The organism is Pseudoalteromonas sp. EB27, assembly GCF_001974875.1.
Taxonomy (GTDB): domain Bacteria; phylum Pseudomonadota; class Gammaproteobacteria; order Enterobacterales; family Alteromonadaceae; genus Pseudoalteromonas.
Genome location: NZ_MTQD01000015.1, coordinates 112,934 through 133,550, shown reverse-complemented (window position 1 = coordinate 133,550; position 20,617 = coordinate 112,934). Strand labels below are relative to the sequence as shown.

General features: G+C 38.4%; 14 protein-coding genes. 8 read left to right on the top strand and 6 right to left on the bottom strand.

Going from position 1 to position 20,617, the window contains the following annotated elements; genetic code table 11:
- Positions 1-567: 567 nt before the first annotated feature.
- Positions 568-2,061, bottom strand: a complete 1,494-nt coding sequence (gene gppA / locus BW142_RS16665; RefSeq protein WP_024598842.1) for a guanosine-5'-triphosphate,3'-diphosphate diphosphatase — start codon at positions 2,059-2,061, stop codon at positions 568-570.
- 43 nt (positions 2,062-2,104) lie between these two features.
- A complete protein-coding gene (rhlB, locus tag BW142_RS16660) occupies positions 2,105-3,382 on the bottom strand; it encodes an ATP-dependent RNA helicase RhlB (protein ID WP_024598841.1) in 1,278 nt (425 codons plus the stop codon).
- Between the two features lie 91 nt (positions 3,383-3,473).
- Between rhlB and trxA the strand changes: the two genes are divergently transcribed.
- On the top strand, positions 3,474-3,800 hold the full coding sequence (gene trxA, locus BW142_RS16655; protein ID WP_002960942.1) for a thioredoxin TrxA: 327 nt from the start codon (positions 3,474-3,476) through the stop codon (positions 3,798-3,800).
- A gap of 185 nt (positions 3,801-3,985) precedes the next feature.
- Positions 3,986-5,245: a transcription termination factor Rho gene (rho, locus tag BW142_RS16650; protein ID WP_002960945.1), complete on the top strand. Its 1,260-nt coding sequence runs from the start codon at positions 3,986-3,988 to the stop codon at positions 5,243-5,245.
- Between the two features lie 64 nt (positions 5,246-5,309).
- On the opposite strand, the gene BW142_RS16645 is transcribed toward rho, so the two are convergent.
- The gene (locus BW142_RS16645) at positions 5,310-8,129 is read right to left on the bottom strand and encodes an ATP-binding protein (protein WP_076925581.1); all 2,820 of its coding nucleotides are present in this window, start codon (positions 8,127-8,129) and stop codon (positions 5,310-5,312) included.
- Positions 8,130-8,205: 76 nt separating this feature from the next.
- Between BW142_RS16645 and BW142_RS16640 the strand changes: the two genes are divergently transcribed.
- Positions 8,206-8,778: a DNA-J related domain-containing protein gene (locus tag BW142_RS16640; protein ID WP_076925580.1), complete on the top strand. Its 573-nt coding sequence runs from the start codon at positions 8,206-8,208 to the stop codon at positions 8,776-8,778.
- A gap of 22 nt (positions 8,779-8,800) precedes the next feature.
- On the opposite strand, the gene dbpA is transcribed toward BW142_RS16640, so the two are convergent.
- Positions 8,801-10,189 (bottom strand): ATP-dependent RNA helicase DbpA, encoded by a 1,389-nt coding sequence (dbpA, locus tag BW142_RS16635; RefSeq protein WP_076925590.1) that lies wholly within the window; start codon positions 10,187-10,189, stop codon positions 8,801-8,803.
- A gap of 190 nt (positions 10,190-10,379) precedes the next feature.
- Between dbpA and BW142_RS16630 the strand changes: the two genes are divergently transcribed.
- The 3 genes from BW142_RS16630 to BW142_RS16620 all read left to right on the top strand — a co-directional run bounded on the left by BW142_RS16630 (position 10,380) and on the right by BW142_RS16620 (position 15,101).
- Positions 10,380-12,458, top strand: a complete 2,079-nt coding sequence (locus BW142_RS16630) for a TonB-dependent receptor (protein WP_076925579.1) — start codon at positions 10,380-10,382, stop codon at positions 12,456-12,458.
- A gap of 194 nt (positions 12,459-12,652) precedes the next feature.
- Positions 12,653-14,053, top strand: a complete 1,401-nt coding sequence (locus BW142_RS16625) for a M20/M25/M40 family metallo-hydrolase (protein WP_076925578.1) — start codon at positions 12,653-12,655, stop codon at positions 14,051-14,053.
- A 106-nt stretch (positions 14,054-14,159) separates the two neighbouring features.
- Positions 14,160-15,101 (top strand): tetratricopeptide repeat protein, encoded by a 942-nt coding sequence (locus tag BW142_RS16620; RefSeq protein WP_076925577.1) that lies wholly within the window; start codon positions 14,160-14,162, stop codon positions 15,099-15,101.
- 33 nt (positions 15,102-15,134) lie between these two features.
- Here BW142_RS16620 and BW142_RS16615 read toward each other — a convergent pair whose 3' ends face one another.
- Positions 15,135-17,096, bottom strand: coding sequence for a S9 family peptidase (locus BW142_RS16615; protein WP_076925576.1), 1,962 nt, complete (start codon positions 17,094-17,096; stop codon positions 15,135-15,137).
- Between the two features lie 80 nt (positions 17,097-17,176).
- A complete protein-coding gene (locus BW142_RS16610) occupies positions 17,177-18,085 on the bottom strand; it encodes a DUF808 domain-containing protein (protein WP_076925584.1) in 909 nt (302 codons plus the stop codon).
- A gap of 145 nt (positions 18,086-18,230) precedes the next feature.
- Between BW142_RS16610 and BW142_RS16605 the strand changes: the two genes are divergently transcribed.
- Together BW142_RS16605 and BW142_RS16600 are read left to right on the top strand one after the other, a co-directional pair.
- Positions 18,231-18,512, top strand: coding sequence for an MliC family protein (locus BW142_RS16605; RefSeq protein WP_076925575.1), 282 nt, complete (start codon positions 18,231-18,233; stop codon positions 18,510-18,512).
- Positions 18,513-18,578: 66 nt separating this feature from the next.
- Entirely contained in the window at positions 18,579-20,609 is a 2,031-nt protein-coding gene (locus tag BW142_RS16600; RefSeq protein WP_076925574.1) for a methyl-accepting chemotaxis protein, read from the top strand.
- Positions 20,610-20,617: the final 8 nt, after the last annotated feature.

The window sequence follows — 20,617 nt, the reverse complement described above, 5'->3', positions numbered from 1 at the left end:
CGCCAGCGTTCAATCTGAGCCATGATCAAACTCTTCAATTAAAAAGTTTTATGTCTTTCGACAGCTCAATGAATTCTGAATTTATTTTAATATCTTTCGATATTGAATTGACTGTGCCGAATAATTATCGAAATAACTATTCTGTTGGTCACTCAGTTTTCAATTGAGACTCTAATTTGTTTGCCTCGCTACCTAAGTAGGTTGGCTGTTAGAACTCAATCTGTACGAGTGCCCACACAGATGATTGCTTTATATTGTTAAAGAACGTTGCGATTAAAGTTAAACTTTATCTCGCTAGGGCTGCGCATATTACGCTTTCCTATTTTTTTGTCAACACTTAAATTTAAACTTTCTAAAAAGATTCAATCTAAGTTTTACTTAACACACTGAGTAGTTCGTGCCTCGCTATGCGTTGGCGTTTCCCGTCTCAGTGGGGTCGCATTATAGGGAGATCCGAAAACAGATCAACCCTTTTTTGAAGAAAACGTGAAATAATGTGCTGTTCGCACACATTTACATCGAAATGGTTACTTTAAACACTAAAAAGGCCCTGATGGGCTTTTTTAATTAGTTTACTATGAGCTTCCACCCAAGTTTACCTTGCTGTTTAGACTCTTGTTGTAGCTCGCTAGCCATTAATGGATGATCTTTTAACCAGTTACTTTTAAACTTAAGGTCTAACACTTCATTTTTAGCAGTTAACTCAAACTTAGGCAGTACATCATCTTGTCTGCGCATTGATAAGATGACTGCTATTCGTAGTAATCTCACTATATATTGCGCTAATAGACTATTTACGCCGAGTGAATTAAAACAGCCTTTTGGAAAATCAGAACGATGCGCATCCGCTACCGCTACTATTAATTTATGCTCTGACTGTGAAAAACCAGGCATATCAGTATTTTCCAAAATATAAGCGGTGTGTTTATGATACTGCTTATATTCTATTAGTAATCCAATCTCATGAAGCTGCGCTACCGCTTTTAATAGTGGTAACCCATTTAAACTTTCAATTGGCCAATCTTTATCAATACTTATCGCTAACTGCATAGCCAAGCTTGAAACTCGACACGCTTGTTTTTGATCAACGTGATAACGACTCATAAACCCATCAACTGTGCGTTTACGAATGTCGTTATTATGAAACTCCGGAACCATGCTATATAAAACACCTTCACGCAGTGCTCCACCCGCCAATCCCATTTTTTCTATTTCAAGAGATTCAAATAGTGCGATTAAGATTGCGAGTCCTGATACAAATACCAGTCGACGGTCTTCACTTAATCCAGGAAGGTCTAGCGCTGCAATGGTGCTAAATGCAATTGCTTGCTCTTTTATAGTGTTGAGCTTTTCAAGCGTGAGTAAATCGTCAAGATTTTGAGCGACCATAATTTCTTGAATTGCTTGCACTGTGCCAGAAGCACCAGATGCAATTTGCCATCCCGCTGTTTTATATTCTGGAGAAATTTCATCAATGACTGTACGAGCTGCCTTTATAGCTGCGTTAAAGTTACCCTTACTTAATTGGCAGTCTTTGAAATAGCGTTCAAGATAGGTAACACACCCCATATTGAGGCTTTTGTAATGTAAGGCATCAAATGCTTTACCAATTACAACTTCGGTACTTGCACCACCAATATCAATAACAAGCTGTTTGCCAGTACAAGATGAAGTATGAGCAACACCTTTATAAATTGTGCGCGCTTCTAATTCTCCGCTAATAACATTAATGCTATGGCCAAGAATCTTTTCTGCATGGTTTTTGAATACTTCGGCGTTAGTTGCCAACCTTAAGGTAGCTGTTGCTACTATGGTGATGTTTTTATCTGGGATATCTTGTAGACGCTCAGCAAAAAGGGCAAGGCATTCCCAGCCTCGCTGCATTGCTTCAGTGCTCAATACGTTATCTTTATCAAGCCCTGCGGCTAATCGGACTTTGCGTTTAACACGTCCAATTGTTTGTAGACCGCCAGCAATTGATTTGGCTATAAGCATATGAAAGCTATTTGAGCCCAAATCAATAACTGCGTATACATTTTTTTGCGGTTTAAGTTGCCCCACCGTTCAAAAACCTCTAGTTACTACTACTTATACAAACGGTCGCTTACGACCGTCCTTTTTGGTAACTATTATTTGGGCGACGTCCGCTGTTATTACTACGGTTACGTGGACCATTTGAATAGTTGCGCTTTCTTTGAATAATAGGCTGAGTTAAATCATCTAGCAATGCTGTTTTATCATAATGAGATAAAGGAATGCTGTGCTCTATATATTCTTCAATTTCATGCAAGTTATAAGCATATTGCTCACACGCAAAACTGATTGCGTGGCCTGATGCGCCAGCACGACCAGTACGACCAATACGGTGTACATAATCTTCGCAATCGTCAGGTAGGTCAAAGTTAAATACATGACTTACTTCTGGAATATGAAGACCACGCGCTGCAACATCAGTAGCAACTAAAAAGTCTAAGTCGCCTTTGCTAAACTGCGCTAATATAGTTTGGCGTTTTTTCTGGTTAACATCACCAGTAAGCATGCCTACACGATGACCGTCTGACTTAAGCCAAGCATAAACAGTTTCACAACTGTGCTTAGTATTTGCAAACACGATTGCTTTCTCTGGCCATTCTTCTTCAATTAAGGTTAACAACAGCTTAATTTTATCTTCTTGCGAAGGATGAAATAGCTCTTCTTGAATACGTTTACCCGTTTTAACGTCAGGTTCAATTTGAACATGTTCTGGGTTTGTCATGTGCTCAAAAGCTAGTTCTTGTACGCGATACGATAATGTGGCAGAAAATAATAAGTTTAAACGCTTTGATGTATCTGGCATACGATCGAACATATAGCGAATATCTTTGATAAAACCTAAATCGAACATACGATCAGCTTCGTCAAGCACGACTACCTCAATTTCATTAAGGGTGTAACAGCCTTGCTTATACAGATCAATTAGACGACCTGTAGTACCAATTAAAATATCAACGCCTTTTTCTAGTTGTGCACGTTGTTTTTCGTAATCTTCGCCACCATATACTAAACCTAAGTTAAGATTACAGTGCGGCGCTAAAATTTTAGCATCTTTGTGTATCTGAATCGCAAGCTCCCGAGTAGGGGCCATGATCAGGGCTCTTGGATGTTTACTAGGTGCTTTGCTAGATTGTAATAACCGATGGCACGTGGCAGTTAAAAACGCCAACGTTTTGCCTGTACCAGTTTGAGCTTGGCCCGCGATATCGCGTCCATCACAAATAAAAGGTAGGCATTTTGCTTGAATAGGTGTGCAATATTCAAACCCATTCTCGGTTAAACCGGCAACCACTTCCGGTGCGATAGCAAAGTCTGAAAACTTTTTATCGGTTAAATGTGTCTTAGTCATAGCGTTTAAGCATAACGTTTAAACTTGCAATAAGAAACAAGAGTGTTTAAATACGCACTAAATATTTCGCCTAACTAAATCGGAGAGCGCAATGAGCGAGAAAATAATCCAAATTACTGACGATAGCTTTGAAGCTGACGTATTACAATCAGACAAACCAGTACTAGTAGATTTCTGGGCTGAATGGTGTGGACCTTGTAAAATGATCGCCCCTATTCTTCACGAAGTTGCTGATGAATACGACAGCCGTGTGACTGTTGCTAAATTAAATATCGACCAAAATGCTGGCACACCGCCAAAATTTGGTATTCGTGGTATTCCTACTTTACTTCTTTTTAAAGATGGCCAAGTAGCTGCAACGAAAGTAGGTGCTCTTTCAAAAACTCAACTTATCGAGTTTTTAGAAAACAACATCTAACTGTAAGCTAGAACAATAAAAAGGGCTTTTTGCCCTTTTTTAAATTTATTTTGTATAAAGACTGGACGCTTTGCCAGTGAACTGCTAGTTTATAAAGCCAACTAATCCTTAGTTATATTCAACAAACCTCACTCAACGATCAAAGCGATTTTGAGTATGACAACTGTAATAAAGAACCCACCAATATGCATTTACGCGAATTAAAAGACAAGTCCATTAAAGAGCTTGTAGACTTAGCTGAGTCCATGGGGCTCGAAAACGTAGCCCGCTTAAGAAAGCAAGATATCATTTTTGCCATTCTTAAATCCCATGCCAAAGGCGGAGAGAATATCTTCGGCGGCGGTGTATTAGAGATTTTACAAGATGGTTTCGGCTTCTTAAGATCATCAGAAGCCTCTTACTTAGCTGGCCCAGATGACATTTATGTTTCACCTAGCCAAATTCGCCGTTTCAGCATGCGTACTGGCGATTCAATTTCAGGTCTTATTCGTCCACCTAAAGACGGTGAACGTTACTTTGCTTTACTTAAAGTAAATGAAGTTAACTTTGATAAACCTGAAAACTCTCGAACTAAAATTCTTTTTGAAAACCTTACTCCATTACATGCAAACGAACGTTTTCGCATGGAACGTGGTAACGGCAGTAAAGAAGATATTACAGCCCGTGTACTTGATTTAGCATCTCCTATTGGCCGTGGCCAACGTGGTTTGTTAGTAGCTCCGCCAAAAGCGGGTAAAACAATGCTGCTTCAAAATATTGCACAATCAATTACGCACAATCATCCTGATGTAACATTAATGGTTTTACTTATTGATGAACGTCCGGAAGAAGTAACAGAGATGCAACGCCTAGTTAAAGGTGAAGTTATTGCATCAACGTTCGATGAGCCAGCTTCTCGTCACGTACAAGTTGCCGAAATGGTTATCGAAAAAGCAAAACGCCTAGTTGAACATAAAAAAGATGTTGTTATCTTATTGGATTCAATCACTCGTTTAGCACGTGCTTATAACACCGTTATTCCTTCATCAGGTAAAGTACTTACTGGTGGTGTTGACGCTAACGCATTACATAAACCTAAGCGCTTCTTTGGTGCTGCACGTAACGTTGAGGAAGGTGGTAGCTTAACAATCATAGCTACAGCTCTTATCGATACTGGCTCTAAAATGGATGAAGTTATCTACGAAGAGTTTAAAGGTACTGGTAACATGGAACTTCACCTTAACCGTAAAATTGCGGAAAGACGTGTATTCCCAGCTATCGACTTTAACCGCTCAGGTACTCGTCGTGAAGAATTACTAACAAAACCAGATGAACTTCAAAAGCTTTGGATTTTACGTAAAATTGTTCATGACATGTCAGAAATTGATGCAATGGAATTCTTAATCGATAAACTATCGATGAGCAAAACCAATGATGAATTTTTTGATTCGATGAGACGCCAATAAAAGCGTTTTAATTGAATAAAAAAAGCGCCTAAGGCGCTTTTTTTATGTCTGGATTAAATACAGTTTAACTCTCATTATACTTTTTAAGTACACTCTGCAGTGTATCAACGAGCGCTTTAAAATCATTTGCACTGCTTTTTTGGGTTCTGTGTAGAAGTGCTCTGTCTAAATTTTTAGCCGATTGCGCAATTTCATCCAAACCAAACATTTGTGCAGCCCCTAAAATGCGATGGCTATCTTTTTGTAGCGCACCTAAATCTTCGCTTATAAAATGCTGGGTAATCGTTTCACTCTCCAAAGCAAAGCTCTGCTTGAAACTAATCACAAGATCGCTCATATCAACTTCATTTTGCTTTATAATTGGTTGATCTTCTGCATTATGTAGGTGATTAGAGAGCGCTTTATAAAATGACTCTTTGTCTATCGGTTTACCTAAGTAACCTGTAAACCCTAACTCTAAGTAACTATCTACTTCATGACTCATAGCATTTGCTGTTAAAGCAAAAATAGGCCGTTCAAAACCACACTGTTTCAATAGTTGGAAAGCAGAACGCCCGTCCATCACTGGCATTTGAATATCGAGTAATACTAAGTCAGGGTATTCTTTTAAGCACTGCTCTACCGCTTGCTCACCATTTTCAACAGCAATAACCTCGAGTCCCATTGAGCGTAAATAGCGGCTTATTAACCTACGATTATCAGGATGATCCTCCGCAAGTAAAACACGACCCGCCAATCGCTTATTTTCCTTAGAAGTACTTTGAGCTTCAATCATGCTTTGCGATTTATTTACTTCTGCGCACGGTAAAAAGAACGAGAACTGACTGCCCTTTTTGTATTCGCTTTGCACGCTAATATAACCGCCCATCATCGCGGCTAATTGTTGTGATAAGCTAAGGCCTAACCCTGTTCCACCAAAGCGACGGCTAATGCTGTTATCTGCTTGGCTAAAGCATTCAAAAATAAGCTTTAACTGTTTAGAGCTCATACCAATACCGGTATCTTTTATAATAATAACCAGCCCTTGATCACTCTTATTTAAAGCAATGATGATCTGGCCAGCGTGAGTAAACTTAATAGCATTGGCACATAAGTTTATAAGAATCTGCTTTACGCGAATCAAATCGAGCTTAGTGTAAAACTCATTACCCACTTGATTGTCTAAAATAAGGTGTAGATTTTTTGCTTTTGCTTGGGTAATAAACATGGCATGTACGTCATTTACGAGCTCGACAATATCAAAGCACGAAATATTTAACTCTAATCTATTGGCTTCAATTTTACTTAAATCAAGTACATCATTTATTAAGCTTTTTAAATGGTCACTGTGACGCTGAATTACTCTTAATTCATCTTTAAGTGACTCAGGCTCATATAATTCATTAATTAAGGCATCTGTTTGCCCTAAAATAGCCGTTAGTGGAGTGCGAATTTCGTGACTAATATTAGCTAAAAACTGGCTTTTAACATCATTGGCCTCTCTGAGCTCTTGTGCAATTGCCTGCAATTCTGCAGTACGTTGCGTAACTTGTTCTGTTAACTGCTGCTTAGCGCGTTTTTCTGCACCACGACGGTAAAGTGCAATACCTGTTACTACAACTAACAGTAATAGTAAAAAAGAGAATAAAGTAAGCTGAGAACGCTGCGACATTTTCAGTTCTTGCACACGGCGATCTTGTTTAAGTTTTTCTATTTCCTGGTTTAATTGCGTTGCTTTAAATTGATGCTGAAGCACCGCTAGCGCGTTAATAATTGCCGTACTTCTGAGTTTTCGCAGCTCACTAATGTATTTTTGTTGCAAAGCCATTGCACTTGAATAATCGCCTTTACTCGCTTCAAGAAGTGCTTTGGCCCCCAAGCTTTCCCTAATTATTCGCTCACTGCCGTATTCATGGGCAAGTAAAATAGCTCGATCTAAATTTATTTGAGCCTCATCTAAATTGCCCTTAACAAACTGAATCTTAGCCAGCGCATGTAACGCATTAAGCTCTAAATTATGATTATCTATTTTAAGCGCATAGTACTCACCTAATTTAGCTTGCTCGTATGCTTCATCAACTTTTTTCAATACTAAATTAGTATTTGCCAAATTAGTATATTGTGTAGATAACTTATTGTAATCATTAGCTGAAATATAATATCGCAGCGCTAACTGATAATAATGTAGTGCTAAATCAAATTGGTTGCTCTCCATATGAGCAACACCCATATTGTTATATACCTGCGCAATACCGCTTTTATCATCTAATCGCTGATAAACTTTAAGTACATCTTGATAAAGACTAAACGCACTATCGTAGCGTGATAAGCGTATATAAACGCCAGCTATATTAAGTAGTATATCGGTTTGATCTTGTTCACTGCCGTGCGCTTCGTAAATAGCTTTTGCTTTTAAATAAAACTCTAGAGTATCGCCTAACTTGTTCATATTAAAATAGGCCAAGCCAATATTATTTAGTAAATTTGCTTGTTCAAGTAATTGCTCATTTTTTTCAGCTAATACTAGAGTGCGGCTGTATTCAATAATGGCTTTTTGAAATAAACCTTGATAGAAGAGCACCACACCTTGCATTTTAATTGCACGAAAGTGCTCATCAGGAAAGAATGTATCTGAAGTATGTTGTTCTAGTAATTTAAAATAGTGTAAAGATTCTTTAAAATTATCAGCCGATAACGCACTATTACCCAATGCCGAATAAACAGCGACCTGCTCTTTTTTGGAGGCATCTTTATTAGTAAGTAGCATGTTTGCTAATTGTAATTTAGGCTCCCACTGCACTTCGTTTTTGAATTGCTCAAATAAAGAGTCAGTATTTTGGGCATAACCAGGAGCTATTAGTACACAGCATATAGTAAATAAGAGGCACTTTAACTTGCCCAGCATAATTTTAATCCTTCAAACCGTTACTTATATCAGCGTAATCTTTATTGAAGATACACCAACTACTAGGGCCTAAACAATGCTTAACCCACTGATTGATGAGATTTTTGAGCTAATACTAACAAAGCAGGTTTGGCAAGTTCATACTTTAGCAGCAGAACTGGCAAACCGCAGCGCTATGACCACTCTCGATAAAAGTCCTGAACGTGATTTATTTAAACGTAACTTTTTAATTATGAATGCACTGTACCAACTGCAGGCACAATTACGCCCTCAGAGTTTACTCATTTCAGCTCTGCATATCGAGCTTTTAGAAAAAGGAGATAATAGTTTAGTAACAACAAGCGAGAATTTGCGAGATTATTATTTAGATTGGCATAATTACGATACTAGTGAAGAGCAGATTGATGAGCTTTTAAATAGCTTTTGGCGTCAGTTTAAAACGCTGCCGCCACAACAGGCTTTAAATGAAAATGAATTTAAAGAGTTGGCTTTAGAATGGAAGTTACCTGAAAATTTCACTCTTAAAAACGTTCAAAAGCGCTGGAGACAACTTGCATTACAAATGCACCCAGATAAACCAAGTGGGTGTGAAGTGAAGTTTAAAAAAATAAAATTACAATACGAGCAGCTAAAGGTAGCTGCTCGTTAATCTATTAATTTAGAAGTTTAAATTAACGAGTAAGGCGACGAGCGCGGATTTTTCGCCCTTTAATATTACCTTCGGTTAATTTACGAAGCGCTGGTTTTGATGAGTTACGTTCAACAGCAACAAATGCTACGTTATCAAGTACGTTAATTTTACCTACCTGACGACCTGCAACACCATCTTTACCCGTTAAAGCACCTAAAATATCACCAGCGCGCACTTTTTGCTTTTTACCTGAATCAATCATTAAAGTAACCATTTCAGGGCGGTACGGCGGCTTGTCTAATAAATTAAATGGTGGCATTTGCTCTGGCGTAATATCACGCTCGTAATGTTCGCCTATTTGAGCAATTTTAAACGCTTCTGCTTCACCGTAAATAGAGCATGCAATGCCCTTTTTACCAGCGCGACCTGTACGACCAACACGATGAACATGTGTTTGCGTATCATGTGCCAAATGGTAGTTAATAACCATATCCATATCATCAATATCTAAACCACGTGCAGCAACATCGGTAGCAACAAGTATTGAAGCACTTTTATTTGAAAAGTGAATTAACGTACGTTCACGATCGCGCTGCTCTAAATCACCGTGTAGCGAAACAGCACTAAAGCCTTCGTCAGCTAAATCGTCACACACTTGTTGTGTTTCTACTTTGGTATTACAAAATACAACACAGCTTTGTGGTGTAAATTTAAGTAGTAATAATTTTAGCGTTGGGTAGCGCTGCTTATTATTATCCATTTTGTAGAAGTACTGCTTAATTGTACTTTTGGCTTGTTCTTCTTCTACTTTAACCATTTCTGGGTTTTTAAGTACACGCTTAGCAATTGCTTCAATAGCTCTTGGGAATGTAGCACTAAATAACAATGTTTGACGATTTTGTGGAATACGCTCAATAATTGCATCAAGTGTGTCTTGAAAACCCATATCAAGCATTTGATCGGCCTCATCAAGCACCAATGTTTCAACATCATCTAAACGTAAAGTACCTTTACGAATATGGTCGTCAACACGCCCAGGTGTACCCACAATAATATGCGCGCCATGTTCAAGCGAGCCTATTTGCGGACCAATTGATACACCACCACATAACGTCAATATTTTAATATTATGGATACCGCGCGCTAATTTTCGCATTTCAACCGCAACCTGCTCAGCAAGCTCTCGGGTTGGGCATAAAACTAACGACTGAATACGAAAGCGTTTTACGTTTAATTTAGCGAGTACACCCAAACTAAACGCAGCAGTTTTACCTGAACCGGTTTTTGCCTGAGCAATGATGTCTTTACCAGCAAGTACAGGCGGTAAACTTTGTGCTTGTACGGGTGTCATGTGGGCATAGCCAAGTGTTGATAAATTATCAACGAGTCCAGCCGGTAAAGCTAAAGATGAAAAAGCAGTTGAAGTCACAGTAAGTTCCATAGCAATAAAAATAACGTGGGGGAAAGCCCCACTAAATATGCCGCTAATAATAGCAGAATTCGTAATTAGCAACCATTAACAAACACATAATAAAGTACGTTAACAAAAGGTGTTGAAAATGATAGTAGTTTGCATTAAGATCTCGATTGTTTTTACATAACTGCGCTGGAAGCAATCAATGAAACTGAATTCTCTTTACCTAGCACTACTGGCAAGCATTACAACAAACGCATATGCAAACTCTACCGACCTTGAACGTATAGAAGTAAAAGGTAGCTACTTTAACGACTACAAAGTAGACAACGCTAATGGCGCAATGAGAACATCAGCTTCATTACTTGAAACCGCACAATCTGTAACCGTAATAACAGACACTATTGTTAACGAACAGCTCGCCACTACACTTGGCGAAGTGCTAACAAATGACGCCAGCTTAACGGCAGGCTCACAGCAACGAAACCGTGAAGTATTTAACCTACGTGGGTTTGAGCTAAGCTCATCAACAGGTTATTTACGTGACGGCCATCAGCATTGGTCTCACTATCAACAACCAATCGAAATTTTACAACAAGTTGAAGTAATTAAAGGCCCATCAAGCATTTTATACGGTCAGTCAGGCCCTGGTGGCTTGGTGAACATGGTAACCAAAAAACCAACTGTAACTACACTGTTTAATGCCAGTGCCGATGTAGATCAGCATGGCTCAACTCGTTTTATGATGGATGCCAGTGGTGCCTTGACTGAATCTGAAGATTTACGTGCACGTGGCATATTAGTAAAGCAAGACGTAGATTACTGGCGTGAATATCAAAATGGTGAAAACCGTGAGCGTGACCGCTTTTTAGGTGCTTTAGTTGTAGATTACGATATTAGCGACAATGCATTAGTACGCGTGCATTACGACCGTACAGACGACGAAGCAGGTTTAGATACGGGTGCATGGATAGACGATAACGCCAAAGTAATTGGTAGCGACAAAACAATTCGTGATATGTCTTGGGCATTTACCGATATAACGGTAGAAAACGTAGGTTTAGACCTAGAGGTATTTTTAACCGATAACTGGCAGGTAAAGCTTGGCTATAACGAACAAACGTTTGAGCGCCAACGCTTTGAGTCAGCACCGCGTATGCCAGGCGGCTTTGCTGAAGGTGACAGCTATGAATCTCGCCCTTACGATCGTTTTGATGATTGGCAGTTTAAAACCGCATTTATTGATTTTATTGGTGAATTTGAAACAGCTGGTATTCAACACCAATTATTAATTGGCGCAAACTCATTGGATTACTACTATGGACAACGCCGCACGTCTGCCGACTACTTCGACTTTTCAGCAGGGCAAGCAGAACCATCTCGCCCATCAGTAAGCTATAAAACAGATGATACAATAAGCGAAACTGAATACGACTACTACGGTATTTACGTTCAAGACTTAATTTCGTTTTCGCCAGAGTGGCAATTATCGCTAGGTGGACGTTACGATAAGCAAACGCGAGAAGATGCAGATAACGAATCATTTGTACCAAAAGTAGGCGTGCTTTATCACCCAAATGCTTCTGCAACTATATACGCTAGTTACTCAGAAGGTTTCGAGCCTCAAGGTAGTGAAACCTTAATTGATGAAACAGATGTAAATAACGGTATGAAATTAGATGCTATTACGTCTGAGCAAAGAGAGATTGGCATTAAATGGCAGTTATTTGATGACCGCCTAATGCTTACCAGTGCTATTTTTGATATTAGCAAAGAAGGTACTCTTGTTAGCGAACAGCTTGAAGTTCCTATTGGGTCATTCATAAGTGAAACAAACCAAGTAGGTGAACAACGTCATAAAGGCGTTGAGCTAAGCGCTCAAGGTGCCGCTACTGACCGTTTATTTGTTATGGCATCAACTATGTATCTAGATGCTAACTTTGAACGCGATGAAGAATTAGAAGGTAAACGCCCTACCGATGCACCAAAATGGTCGGCATCACTTTGGACACGTTATGAATTAAACGACGCAATTGCACTTAATGCAGGTGCTTTTTACGAAGGCGAGCGTTTTGCTGATAGCGCCAATACAATTACTAAAGATGCGTACACTCGCGTTGATGTAGGTGCTACTTATAAATTTAACTTAAGTAATACCGATATTAATTTACGCCTTAATATCGAAAACTTATTTGATAAAAACTATTTAGGTGGTGGCGGTACTAGTAATGTAACTGTTGGCGAAGGCACAAATCTTCGTTTAGCTGCGCAATTTAGCTTTTAATTAAACGCTTAAAATAATAACTTAAAATAATAGTTTTAAAATATAGCCCGCGTACATTTACGCGGGCTTTTTTTATATCTAAACGTTTATACCTAACAGCATTAAACCTATTACAAAGCCTATTCATCTCATCTATTTTTTATCATGTTTGTTACATGTTCTAATAGCGCTAATTATTAAAAAGGCCTACCAAAATGAAAAAATTAATTACCGCACTGCTGCTTACTAGCAGTATGGCTGCAAACGCTAACAATGCCGAATTTACCCAAAAGCAATTACAACAAGTAGACGAAGTGCGCACCTTTGCTCTAAATAGTGATTTAAGCTATAAATTACTAGAGTCATTAACAACTGAGGTTGGCCCTCGCTTACCTGGTACTGAAAATGATAAAAAAGCAGTGGCATGGGCTAAAGCTAAATTTAATGAGCTTGGTTTTGATAAAGTATGGCTTGAAGAAGCAACCTTCCCTGAATGGCGCCGTTATAGCGAAAGCGGAAAAATACTAACCCCAAGCGAGCAACCGCTGCATTTAACTGCATTAGGTAACAGTATAAGCACGCCAAAAGGTGGGCTCACAGCACCAGTGGTCTTGTTCGAAACACTTGATGAGTTAATTGCTGCACCAGATAACAGCTTAAAAGGTAAAATTGCGTATATTAATTACCGCATGAACCGCGATATAGACGGCAATGGTTACGGACCGGCTGTAAAAGCACGTGGCACAGGCGCTATAGAAGCATCTAAAAAAGGGGCTGTTGCCTACATGATGCGATCAGTAAGTACCGGCCATCATCGTTTTGCACACACTGGCGGTAGTTACTACAAAGAGGGTGTTACAAAAATACCTAATGTAACAATTGCTAACCCAGATGCAGATCAAATCGCACGACTTATTGCATTAAATAAAGACGTGTCGGTAAATATTAATGTGCAAACCGAAAATCTAGGTGAAGGAACAGGTTATAACGTTATTGGCCAATTTAATGGTACCGAAAACCCTGAGCAATATGTATTAATTGGCGGGCATTTAGATTCTTGGGACTTAGGGACTGGCGCACTAGATGACGGCGCAGGCGTTGCACTAACAATGGCAGCCGCTAAACATATTAGCGATGTAAAACGTCCTAAGCGCAGTATTCGTGTGGTACTTTTTGCAGCTGAAGAGCTAGGTCTTTGGGGTGCAAAAGCTTATTTTGAAGAGCATAAAAACGAGTTAAGCAATATTGTTGCAGCCGCTGAGTCTGACTTTGGTGCCGATGTAGTATACGCTTTTGAGTCAAATGTAGATGCCGCTTCGCTTCCTGTAGTACGCGCAATAGCAAAAGAGCTTGCACCATTAAATGTTGAATACATTGGTAAAAACCAAGCGAATGGAGGCCCGGATCTAATTCCACTTAAGAATGCAACGTCAGCACCTATTTTTGAACTTGCTCAAGATGGAACTGATTACTTTGATTACCACCATACAGCTGACGATACGCTTGATAAAGTAACACCCGCTAAGCTTCGTCAAAATACCGCAGCATACGCCGTATTTGCTCTAATGGCTGCTGATGCAAAAACAACAATCAAGCCTAAAGCACAAACTAAATAACCTGAACTCAGGTTAAACAGTAACTGACATACTTACTTACAGTTTGTTGCTTTGATTAATGCGCTCCTTGTTTTACCTTTAGGTAATTAAACAAGGAGCGTGCTTTATGTTACTTTTCAACACGAGTGAATCATTTCCACATTTTGCACAAACAATACGCTGCCCTCACTGTCAAAGCGACGCCTACCATTTAATAAATAAAAGCCGCTATTTACGATTTAGTATTTTGCCCATGCTCGCCTTAAAATTAAATTACAAACGCGAGTGCTATCAATGCGGAAAAAACGAACCTGTAAAAATAACGCAACTACCATTAATAGAAAAACTAAGCCTACCTAAGTACTTTATTGGCACTTTTTTATTGCTTTGGATAATCACCTTCTTTTATCAACAGCATCTTGATAACGAAGCTCAAAAGCAAAATTACTTAAGCACACCAAAACTATACGATACCTATTTAGTACAGGCTGATAAATTTACCCATGAACCTTGGACTCTTACAAACCTAAAAATTGCTCAGGTGATAAGTTTTGACGCGCAATTTACTACCTTTCAAGTAAGTAACTACAGCTATAAACGAAACAACAGTGTTACGCTGGCAATGCGTACTAGCCAATTGGTACAAAATAACTATTTTTCAACTAACACCATTACTCTCCCCCGCAATGAAATAAAGCGCTTATATAATGACGAAGTTATTTACGACGTACTACGCCCATATGCCAACAGCCTTTATGGCGGATTTGTGATGTTTCCTCCTAAACCTAAGCCACTATATAAAGGCTTAAAGCTCGATAAAAATAACCAACAAGGCATTATTTATTTTAAAGATGGATTATTTGTTGAAGCATTTGATAGCTTTAAATTAGCTGCTGAAGCAGGCTCTCAGTGGGGGCAATTAAATTTAGCGCAGATGTATCGTGATGGTGAAGGAATAGCTCAAAATCATCAACAAGCTATTTACTGGTATAAAAGGGCCATAGAGCAAAAAAATACTAAAGCACAATTTGAATTGGAATCTCTTTGTAAAACAATTATATGTGAATAAAGCAGTAAGTTTCTTACTTACTGCTTTATTCTTTTATAACTCTAAATGTTTATCTAAAAAACTAAGTACTTGTTTGTAGTAATCAGTTCTGTGTTCTTCTTTGTAAAAACCATGGCCCTCATCTTCCAATAACACGTACTTATAAGGGTGGTTAGCTTTTTTCAATGCAGCCACTAATGATTCGGCTTGCTCAATAGGAGCTCGCGCATCTTCACCTGCGTGAACTATGAGCACAGCGGCTTTGAGCTTATCTACATTATAACTAGGTGAAAATGCCTTCAAAACAGCTTCATTAGTGCCTAAAACGTTTTCAAGATAATTTTGTCCTGTACTACGCCCTGAGATATCACCTTCTTCAAACATTAGCGGTAAATCATAAATACCAACTGTGCCTATGGCACACTTAAACATCTCAGGCTCTAAAATAGCGCTCTGCAAAGCTGAATAAGCACCAAAGCTTGATCCCATTATACAAATGTTATTTTTGTTTACTGTGCCATTAGAAATTAAAAACTTAACACCATCAATAATATCAAACTGTATATCAGAACCCCACTTTTGATAGCCTGCTTCTTCGAAGTTTCGACCAAAGCCACCTGAACCTCTAAAATTAACTCTTAGTACAGCCATTCCCCTGCTTGCTAATAACTGTACCTCAGAATCATAACCCCAATAATCACGAGGACCATGTGGACCGCCATGGGGCATTACAACTAGAGGTAAGTTTTTACCTTCAACACCATTGGGAACAGTTAAATACCCATAAATAGTTAAACCATCCCGAGTTTTATATTGAACAGGTTTTGTTTTTGAAAGCTCATTTTCGTTCAGCCAGCCACGCGCTGAAAATAATATTCTTAGCTTATTTTGCACCCCATCGTATAAGTAATATTTACCAGGATTGGTATCACTTGATGCGTAAATAACATTAATATCGCCATTAGAGGTGCTACTGACTAACTGCACTTGGTCGCCTTGCAATGCTTCTATCAAAGATTTTAAGCGAACACTCTTATGAGAATCTTTATCTATAAAAGCATAGTTTGGGTAACCTAACTCACTTTCTATTGCAAATAACTCTTTTGAAGCTTCATCAACCCATACTCTTTTTGGAGATACATATTGTTCTTGATGGACTAATTCTATTTCCTTAGTATTTAGATTTAGTTTATACAACCCTTCAGCTTCGCCACCAACAGAAGCAGTCATATAAATGCTGTCACCAGATTTATCAAAAGCTCTTAATCTAATATCGCCATAATTAACTTCTCCTAAATTTAATTTCTTCCAGTCACCACCTTCTTTTTCTTTAGTATGTATTTTTGCATCTATATAGTTATCTGTAGATACTGAAACACGAACATTACCATCGTGGTCAGTTAAAAATTCGGCCATACGTGATGGAGACAAAGTGACTTGCTTTCTTTTGCCAGTATATACATCTACTTCATATACAATAGTATGAGGTTCATTACTCGAGGTCCAAGGGTAGGTAACTACTAACATTTTTCTTTTGTTAGTAACTAAGGGATCTAATACAAATGAAGTTCCGTACAATGGGGTCTGCCTTTTAAGGCGTGTACCTGTTTGCATTTCACCATGGTAACCAATTAAATATTTACCTCTAGCCCCGTTAGCATTTACGCCAAATATTTCACCATGATATTCTGGGTGGTCTTGCCATCCTTTTAGGTACTCTTTAGTAACGACAACTCGCTCATTATTAACCCAATGGTAATCACCAACTTGGGCATTTCCTTCAAAGGCAACTGCGTGAAGCATTTTAAAGTTTTTAGTATCAAAAATAACAAGTGCATCTTTACCAGCAACTTTGTTTATAACGGCTAAATATTCGCCGCCAGGAGAAATAGTAGCGTGATTAAACTCTTTATTTTTACTAAAGTGCTCCACGGGGATTTGGGGCTGCTTTGAAAAGCTAAAGAAGCTTACCAATAACAGAGGTACCAACAAGCTATATCTTAAAAAAAAATTCATCATAATTCCCTGTATTAACAACAAGAAGCCATAATATATAAAATTAAATAGAATGTAACCAAAATGATGCTTTTTTGTATCTATTGTTTTTTAAATAACTTTGTATAACTTACATGTACAAGCACAACAACTAAGCCAGCAATAACGCCTAGTAAACCATCAAACAAGAGAGGCGCTAATACTTCTCCTGTGCCGCCAGCAACAGACTGAGCATAGCTTGTTACATCCAACTGAGTATGATGTAGTAACTCAACGCCATGTACTAAAATCCCGCCGCCTACTAAAAACATTGCAATGGTGCCTGCAAAAGCTAAAAACTGCATTAATCTAGGTGCAGCAGCTAGTAAGCCTTTTCCGAGTAACTCTTTAAATTTATTTGCTGACACTTTAGATTGGTTAAGTAAATAAAGCCCAGCATCATCCAGCTTTACAATACCGGCCACCAAGCCATAAACGCCAATCGTCATTATAATTGCGATAACACAAAGCACTAAAGCTTGGTTAAGCAATGTAGCACTCGCCACTGTGCCTAAAGTAATAACAATAATTTCGGCAGAAAGAATGAAGTCGGTTCTTATTGCGCCTTTTATTTTTTGCTTTTCGTATTCGACTAAATCTAACTTTTCATCTTCGTCTACCGCTTCACTGTTATGAGGCAAAAACTTAGCAAATACTTTTTCAGCTCCCTCAAAACATAAAAACAAACCACCCATCATTAAAAGCGGTGTTATTAACCAAGGCAGCCATACGCTTATTAATAAAGCAGCGGGTACGAGTATCGCTTTATTTAAAAATGAGCCCTTTGCTACAGCCCAAACAACAGGTAATTCACGCTCTGCTGCAACACCTGTAACCTGCTGCGCATTGAGCGCTAAGTCATCGCCTAATACACCCGCTGTTTTTTTTGTTGCAACCTTACTCATTGTCGCAATGTCATCAAGTAAAGTGGTTATATCATCTAATAACGTTAAAAGGTTAGTACCTGCCATAAAACTTCCGAGCTCAAAAAATATTGCTATAAACATAACTTAAAGCGCTACTTTCACCAACGGTTAATTTTGCTTTGTTATTCTTACATTAGATTAAAATTTTGCCCTGTGTTTTAACTAACGCTTAAAGAAGATGGGAGGAAAAATGAAAGTATATTTAGCATTAATCGCTATTTTACTAAGCTTAACCGCTTGTAGTGATTTAAAAACCAGTACTGCTTACCAATGCGATGATGAGAGCGTAAAACTCAACATCATTAACAATTCTGAAGCCGAACTTATCTTTAACAATAAAGTGCATGTACTTAATCACGAAAAAAGTGCATCAGGGAATAAATATATAAGTGAAGAGGTACTGTTTTGGAGTAAGGGTAATGAAGCCATGTTAATCATTGCAGGTAAAAAAAGACAGTGCACCAATATTTAACATAAAAACAACCAATAAATTACAATAATGCTACAATAATTAAAGACCCATTATTGTGATGAAGTTATGCGTTCAATTGCGATCAAACATAAAATAATTTTAGCCTTTACAGCCATTGGCATATTGGTGCTAACAAGTAGTGTATTTTTTTATTGGTCATTAAACAAAATTAGCGTTAACAATACCCGAACCGAAAAATTAGCGGTTCCGGTACAACAGTTCAGCAAAGATTTAAGGCTATCATTACTGTCTATTACCAAATTTAACGCCTTAGCTTACAGCCAAGCAAACCTTGATTTACTTCAACAAAATAAAAAACAGGCGCAAGTTGAGCAACTACAATTTAGCGATATGCTCAATTCGTTAAGCGCTCAACTAAATCAACAAATAACCATGCAAAATTTACTCACCAGTACCAACGCAGGCTTCGAGCAACTGACTGAAGTAAGTGTCGCAATGTTTAGCGCTAAAGAGCGTAAGTTTGTAGCGCAAAATTCCACCATAGAATTATCAGCAACGTTTAACGAGCAACTTTACAATTTAAGTTCTAACTTACTTGATATAGAACTTTTAGAAGTGCCTGTAAAACAGCAGGCGTTACTTAATGCTATGTTTGGAACAGCGACCCGTATAGACGATTTATTGTTTAACTTAAGCAATAATATAAAAAGCATTACTCAAACTGCAAGTATCAATGATTTAAATAGTCATCAGCAAGATACTCTATTTCTACTAGATAACATCCAACCTAATTTCACCTATTTAGAGCAACAAGCGCTACCTTTTAATAATGCGTTTAATGCTAAAAATTTAACGGCTAAGTTTAATCAATTAAGAGAATTGCTTAACAACGATACAGGAATTTATGCCCAACAAAATAAAGTACTCAAAAGTGCTATTGCTGCGGCTCAAAATTTTGAACACTTTCAACAGCAATTTATAACAACAGAAGGTCAGCTTATTGAACTTAATAAATTGGCTGATGAGCGCTTTAATGCCTTACAAACTAATGCAAAGGCCGCCATAAATACAGGGATTAGTTCTGTAGTAATTATTACGATTGTTTTAATTATATTGATTATCGCTATCTCTATTTTTACAACTCGCGCAATGCTAAAACCGCTTAAAAAAGTAAACCGCGATTTAGCCCGAATCGCCTCAGGTGATTTATCAAAGCGAAGCCACCCACGTAGTAAGGATGAATTTGGTACTTTGCTAAATAACATAAATAAACTCAGTGAAGACCTGACTAACCTAATTGGTGCAATTAGTAGTGACGCCCACGAGCTAGACCGCAGCGCTATTAAAACCAGTGAAAAAGGTCAGCAAATGACGGTTGTTGCACAACAGCAGTTAGAGCGAAGCGCGCAGGCAACATCGCTTGCACAAAATATGCTAATCAACTCACAAGCGGTTTATGAACAAGCAGATAAAACATCAAGTGAAATAACAAACGCATCGCAATTTGCAAATGATGTAAACGAGATTGCTAATCAAAATAGTCTAAGTATAGAAACTTTATTGCAGCGTCTTGATAAAGCAGTAGGCAGCACAGAAGAACTCGCACAGTACACCCAGCTTATTGAAGCCATTGTTGAAACAATTAGTAGCATTGCCGAGCAGACTAACTTACTTGCACTTAATGCTGCAATTGAAGCAGCGCGAGCGGGTGAAAACGGACGCGGGTTTGCTGTAGTTGCTGATGAGGTTCGATCATTAGCTGCACGAACACAAACCTCGACTGGCGAAATAAACACCATGATCCAAACATTGCAACAACACACTAAAACAACTCAAGAACACATTACTGATGGCCAACACCAAGCCAAGCAATGTGTTAAAAACAGCACTGAACTAAATAAAGCCGTAGAGCGTATTAAAAGCACATTGTTGTCTGTTAATCAGATGAGTGAGCAAATTGCTCATGCATCACATGAGCAATTGACTAACAGTGGCGACATTCAACAAATAATGGCAAAGGTGACAGAGCAAGCAACCTTGAATGCCCAAAACGCGACAACCCTAGCAAGCGAAAGTGAAGACGTAAACCAACTTGCACACTCTTTAACGAGTGCCGTAGAGCGCTTTAAGTTTTAAGTGCAAGT

Coding starts and splice junctions, on each gene's coding strand:
- rhlB (WP_024598841.1), bottom strand. CDS start 3,382: ATGACTAAGACACATTTAACCGATAAAAAGTTTTCAGACTTTGCTATC.
- trxA (WP_002960942.1), top strand. CDS start 3,474: ATGAGCGAGAAAATAATCCAAATTACTGACGATAGCTTTGAAGCTGAC.
- rho (WP_002960945.1), top strand. CDS start 3,986: ATGCATTTACGCGAATTAAAAGACAAGTCCATTAAAGAGCTTGTAGAC.
- BW142_RS16645 (WP_076925581.1), bottom strand. CDS start 8,129: ATGCTGGGCAAGTTAAAGTGCCTCTTATTTACTATATGCTGTGTACTA.
- BW142_RS16640 (WP_076925580.1), top strand. CDS start 8,206: ATGCTTAACCCACTGATTGATGAGATTTTTGAGCTAATACTAACAAAG.
- BW142_RS16630 (WP_076925579.1), top strand. CDS start 10,380: ATGAAACTGAATTCTCTTTACCTAGCACTACTGGCAAGCATTACAACA.
- BW142_RS16625 (WP_076925578.1), top strand. CDS start 12,653: ATGAAAAAATTAATTACCGCACTGCTGCTTACTAGCAGTATGGCTGCA.
- BW142_RS16620 (WP_076925577.1), top strand. CDS start 14,160: ATGTTACTTTTCAACACGAGTGAATCATTTCCACATTTTGCACAAACA.
- BW142_RS16615 (WP_076925576.1), bottom strand. CDS start 17,096: ATGAATTTTTTTTTAAGATATAGCTTGTTGGTACCTCTGTTATTGGTA.
- BW142_RS16610 (WP_076925584.1), bottom strand. CDS start 18,085: ATGGCAGGTACTAACCTTTTAACGTTATTAGATGATATAACCACTTTA.
- BW142_RS16605 (WP_076925575.1), top strand. CDS start 18,231: ATGAAAGTATATTTAGCATTAATCGCTATTTTACTAAGCTTAACCGCT.
- BW142_RS16600 (WP_076925574.1), top strand. CDS start 18,579: ATGCGTTCAATTGCGATCAAACATAAAATAATTTTAGCCTTTACAGCC.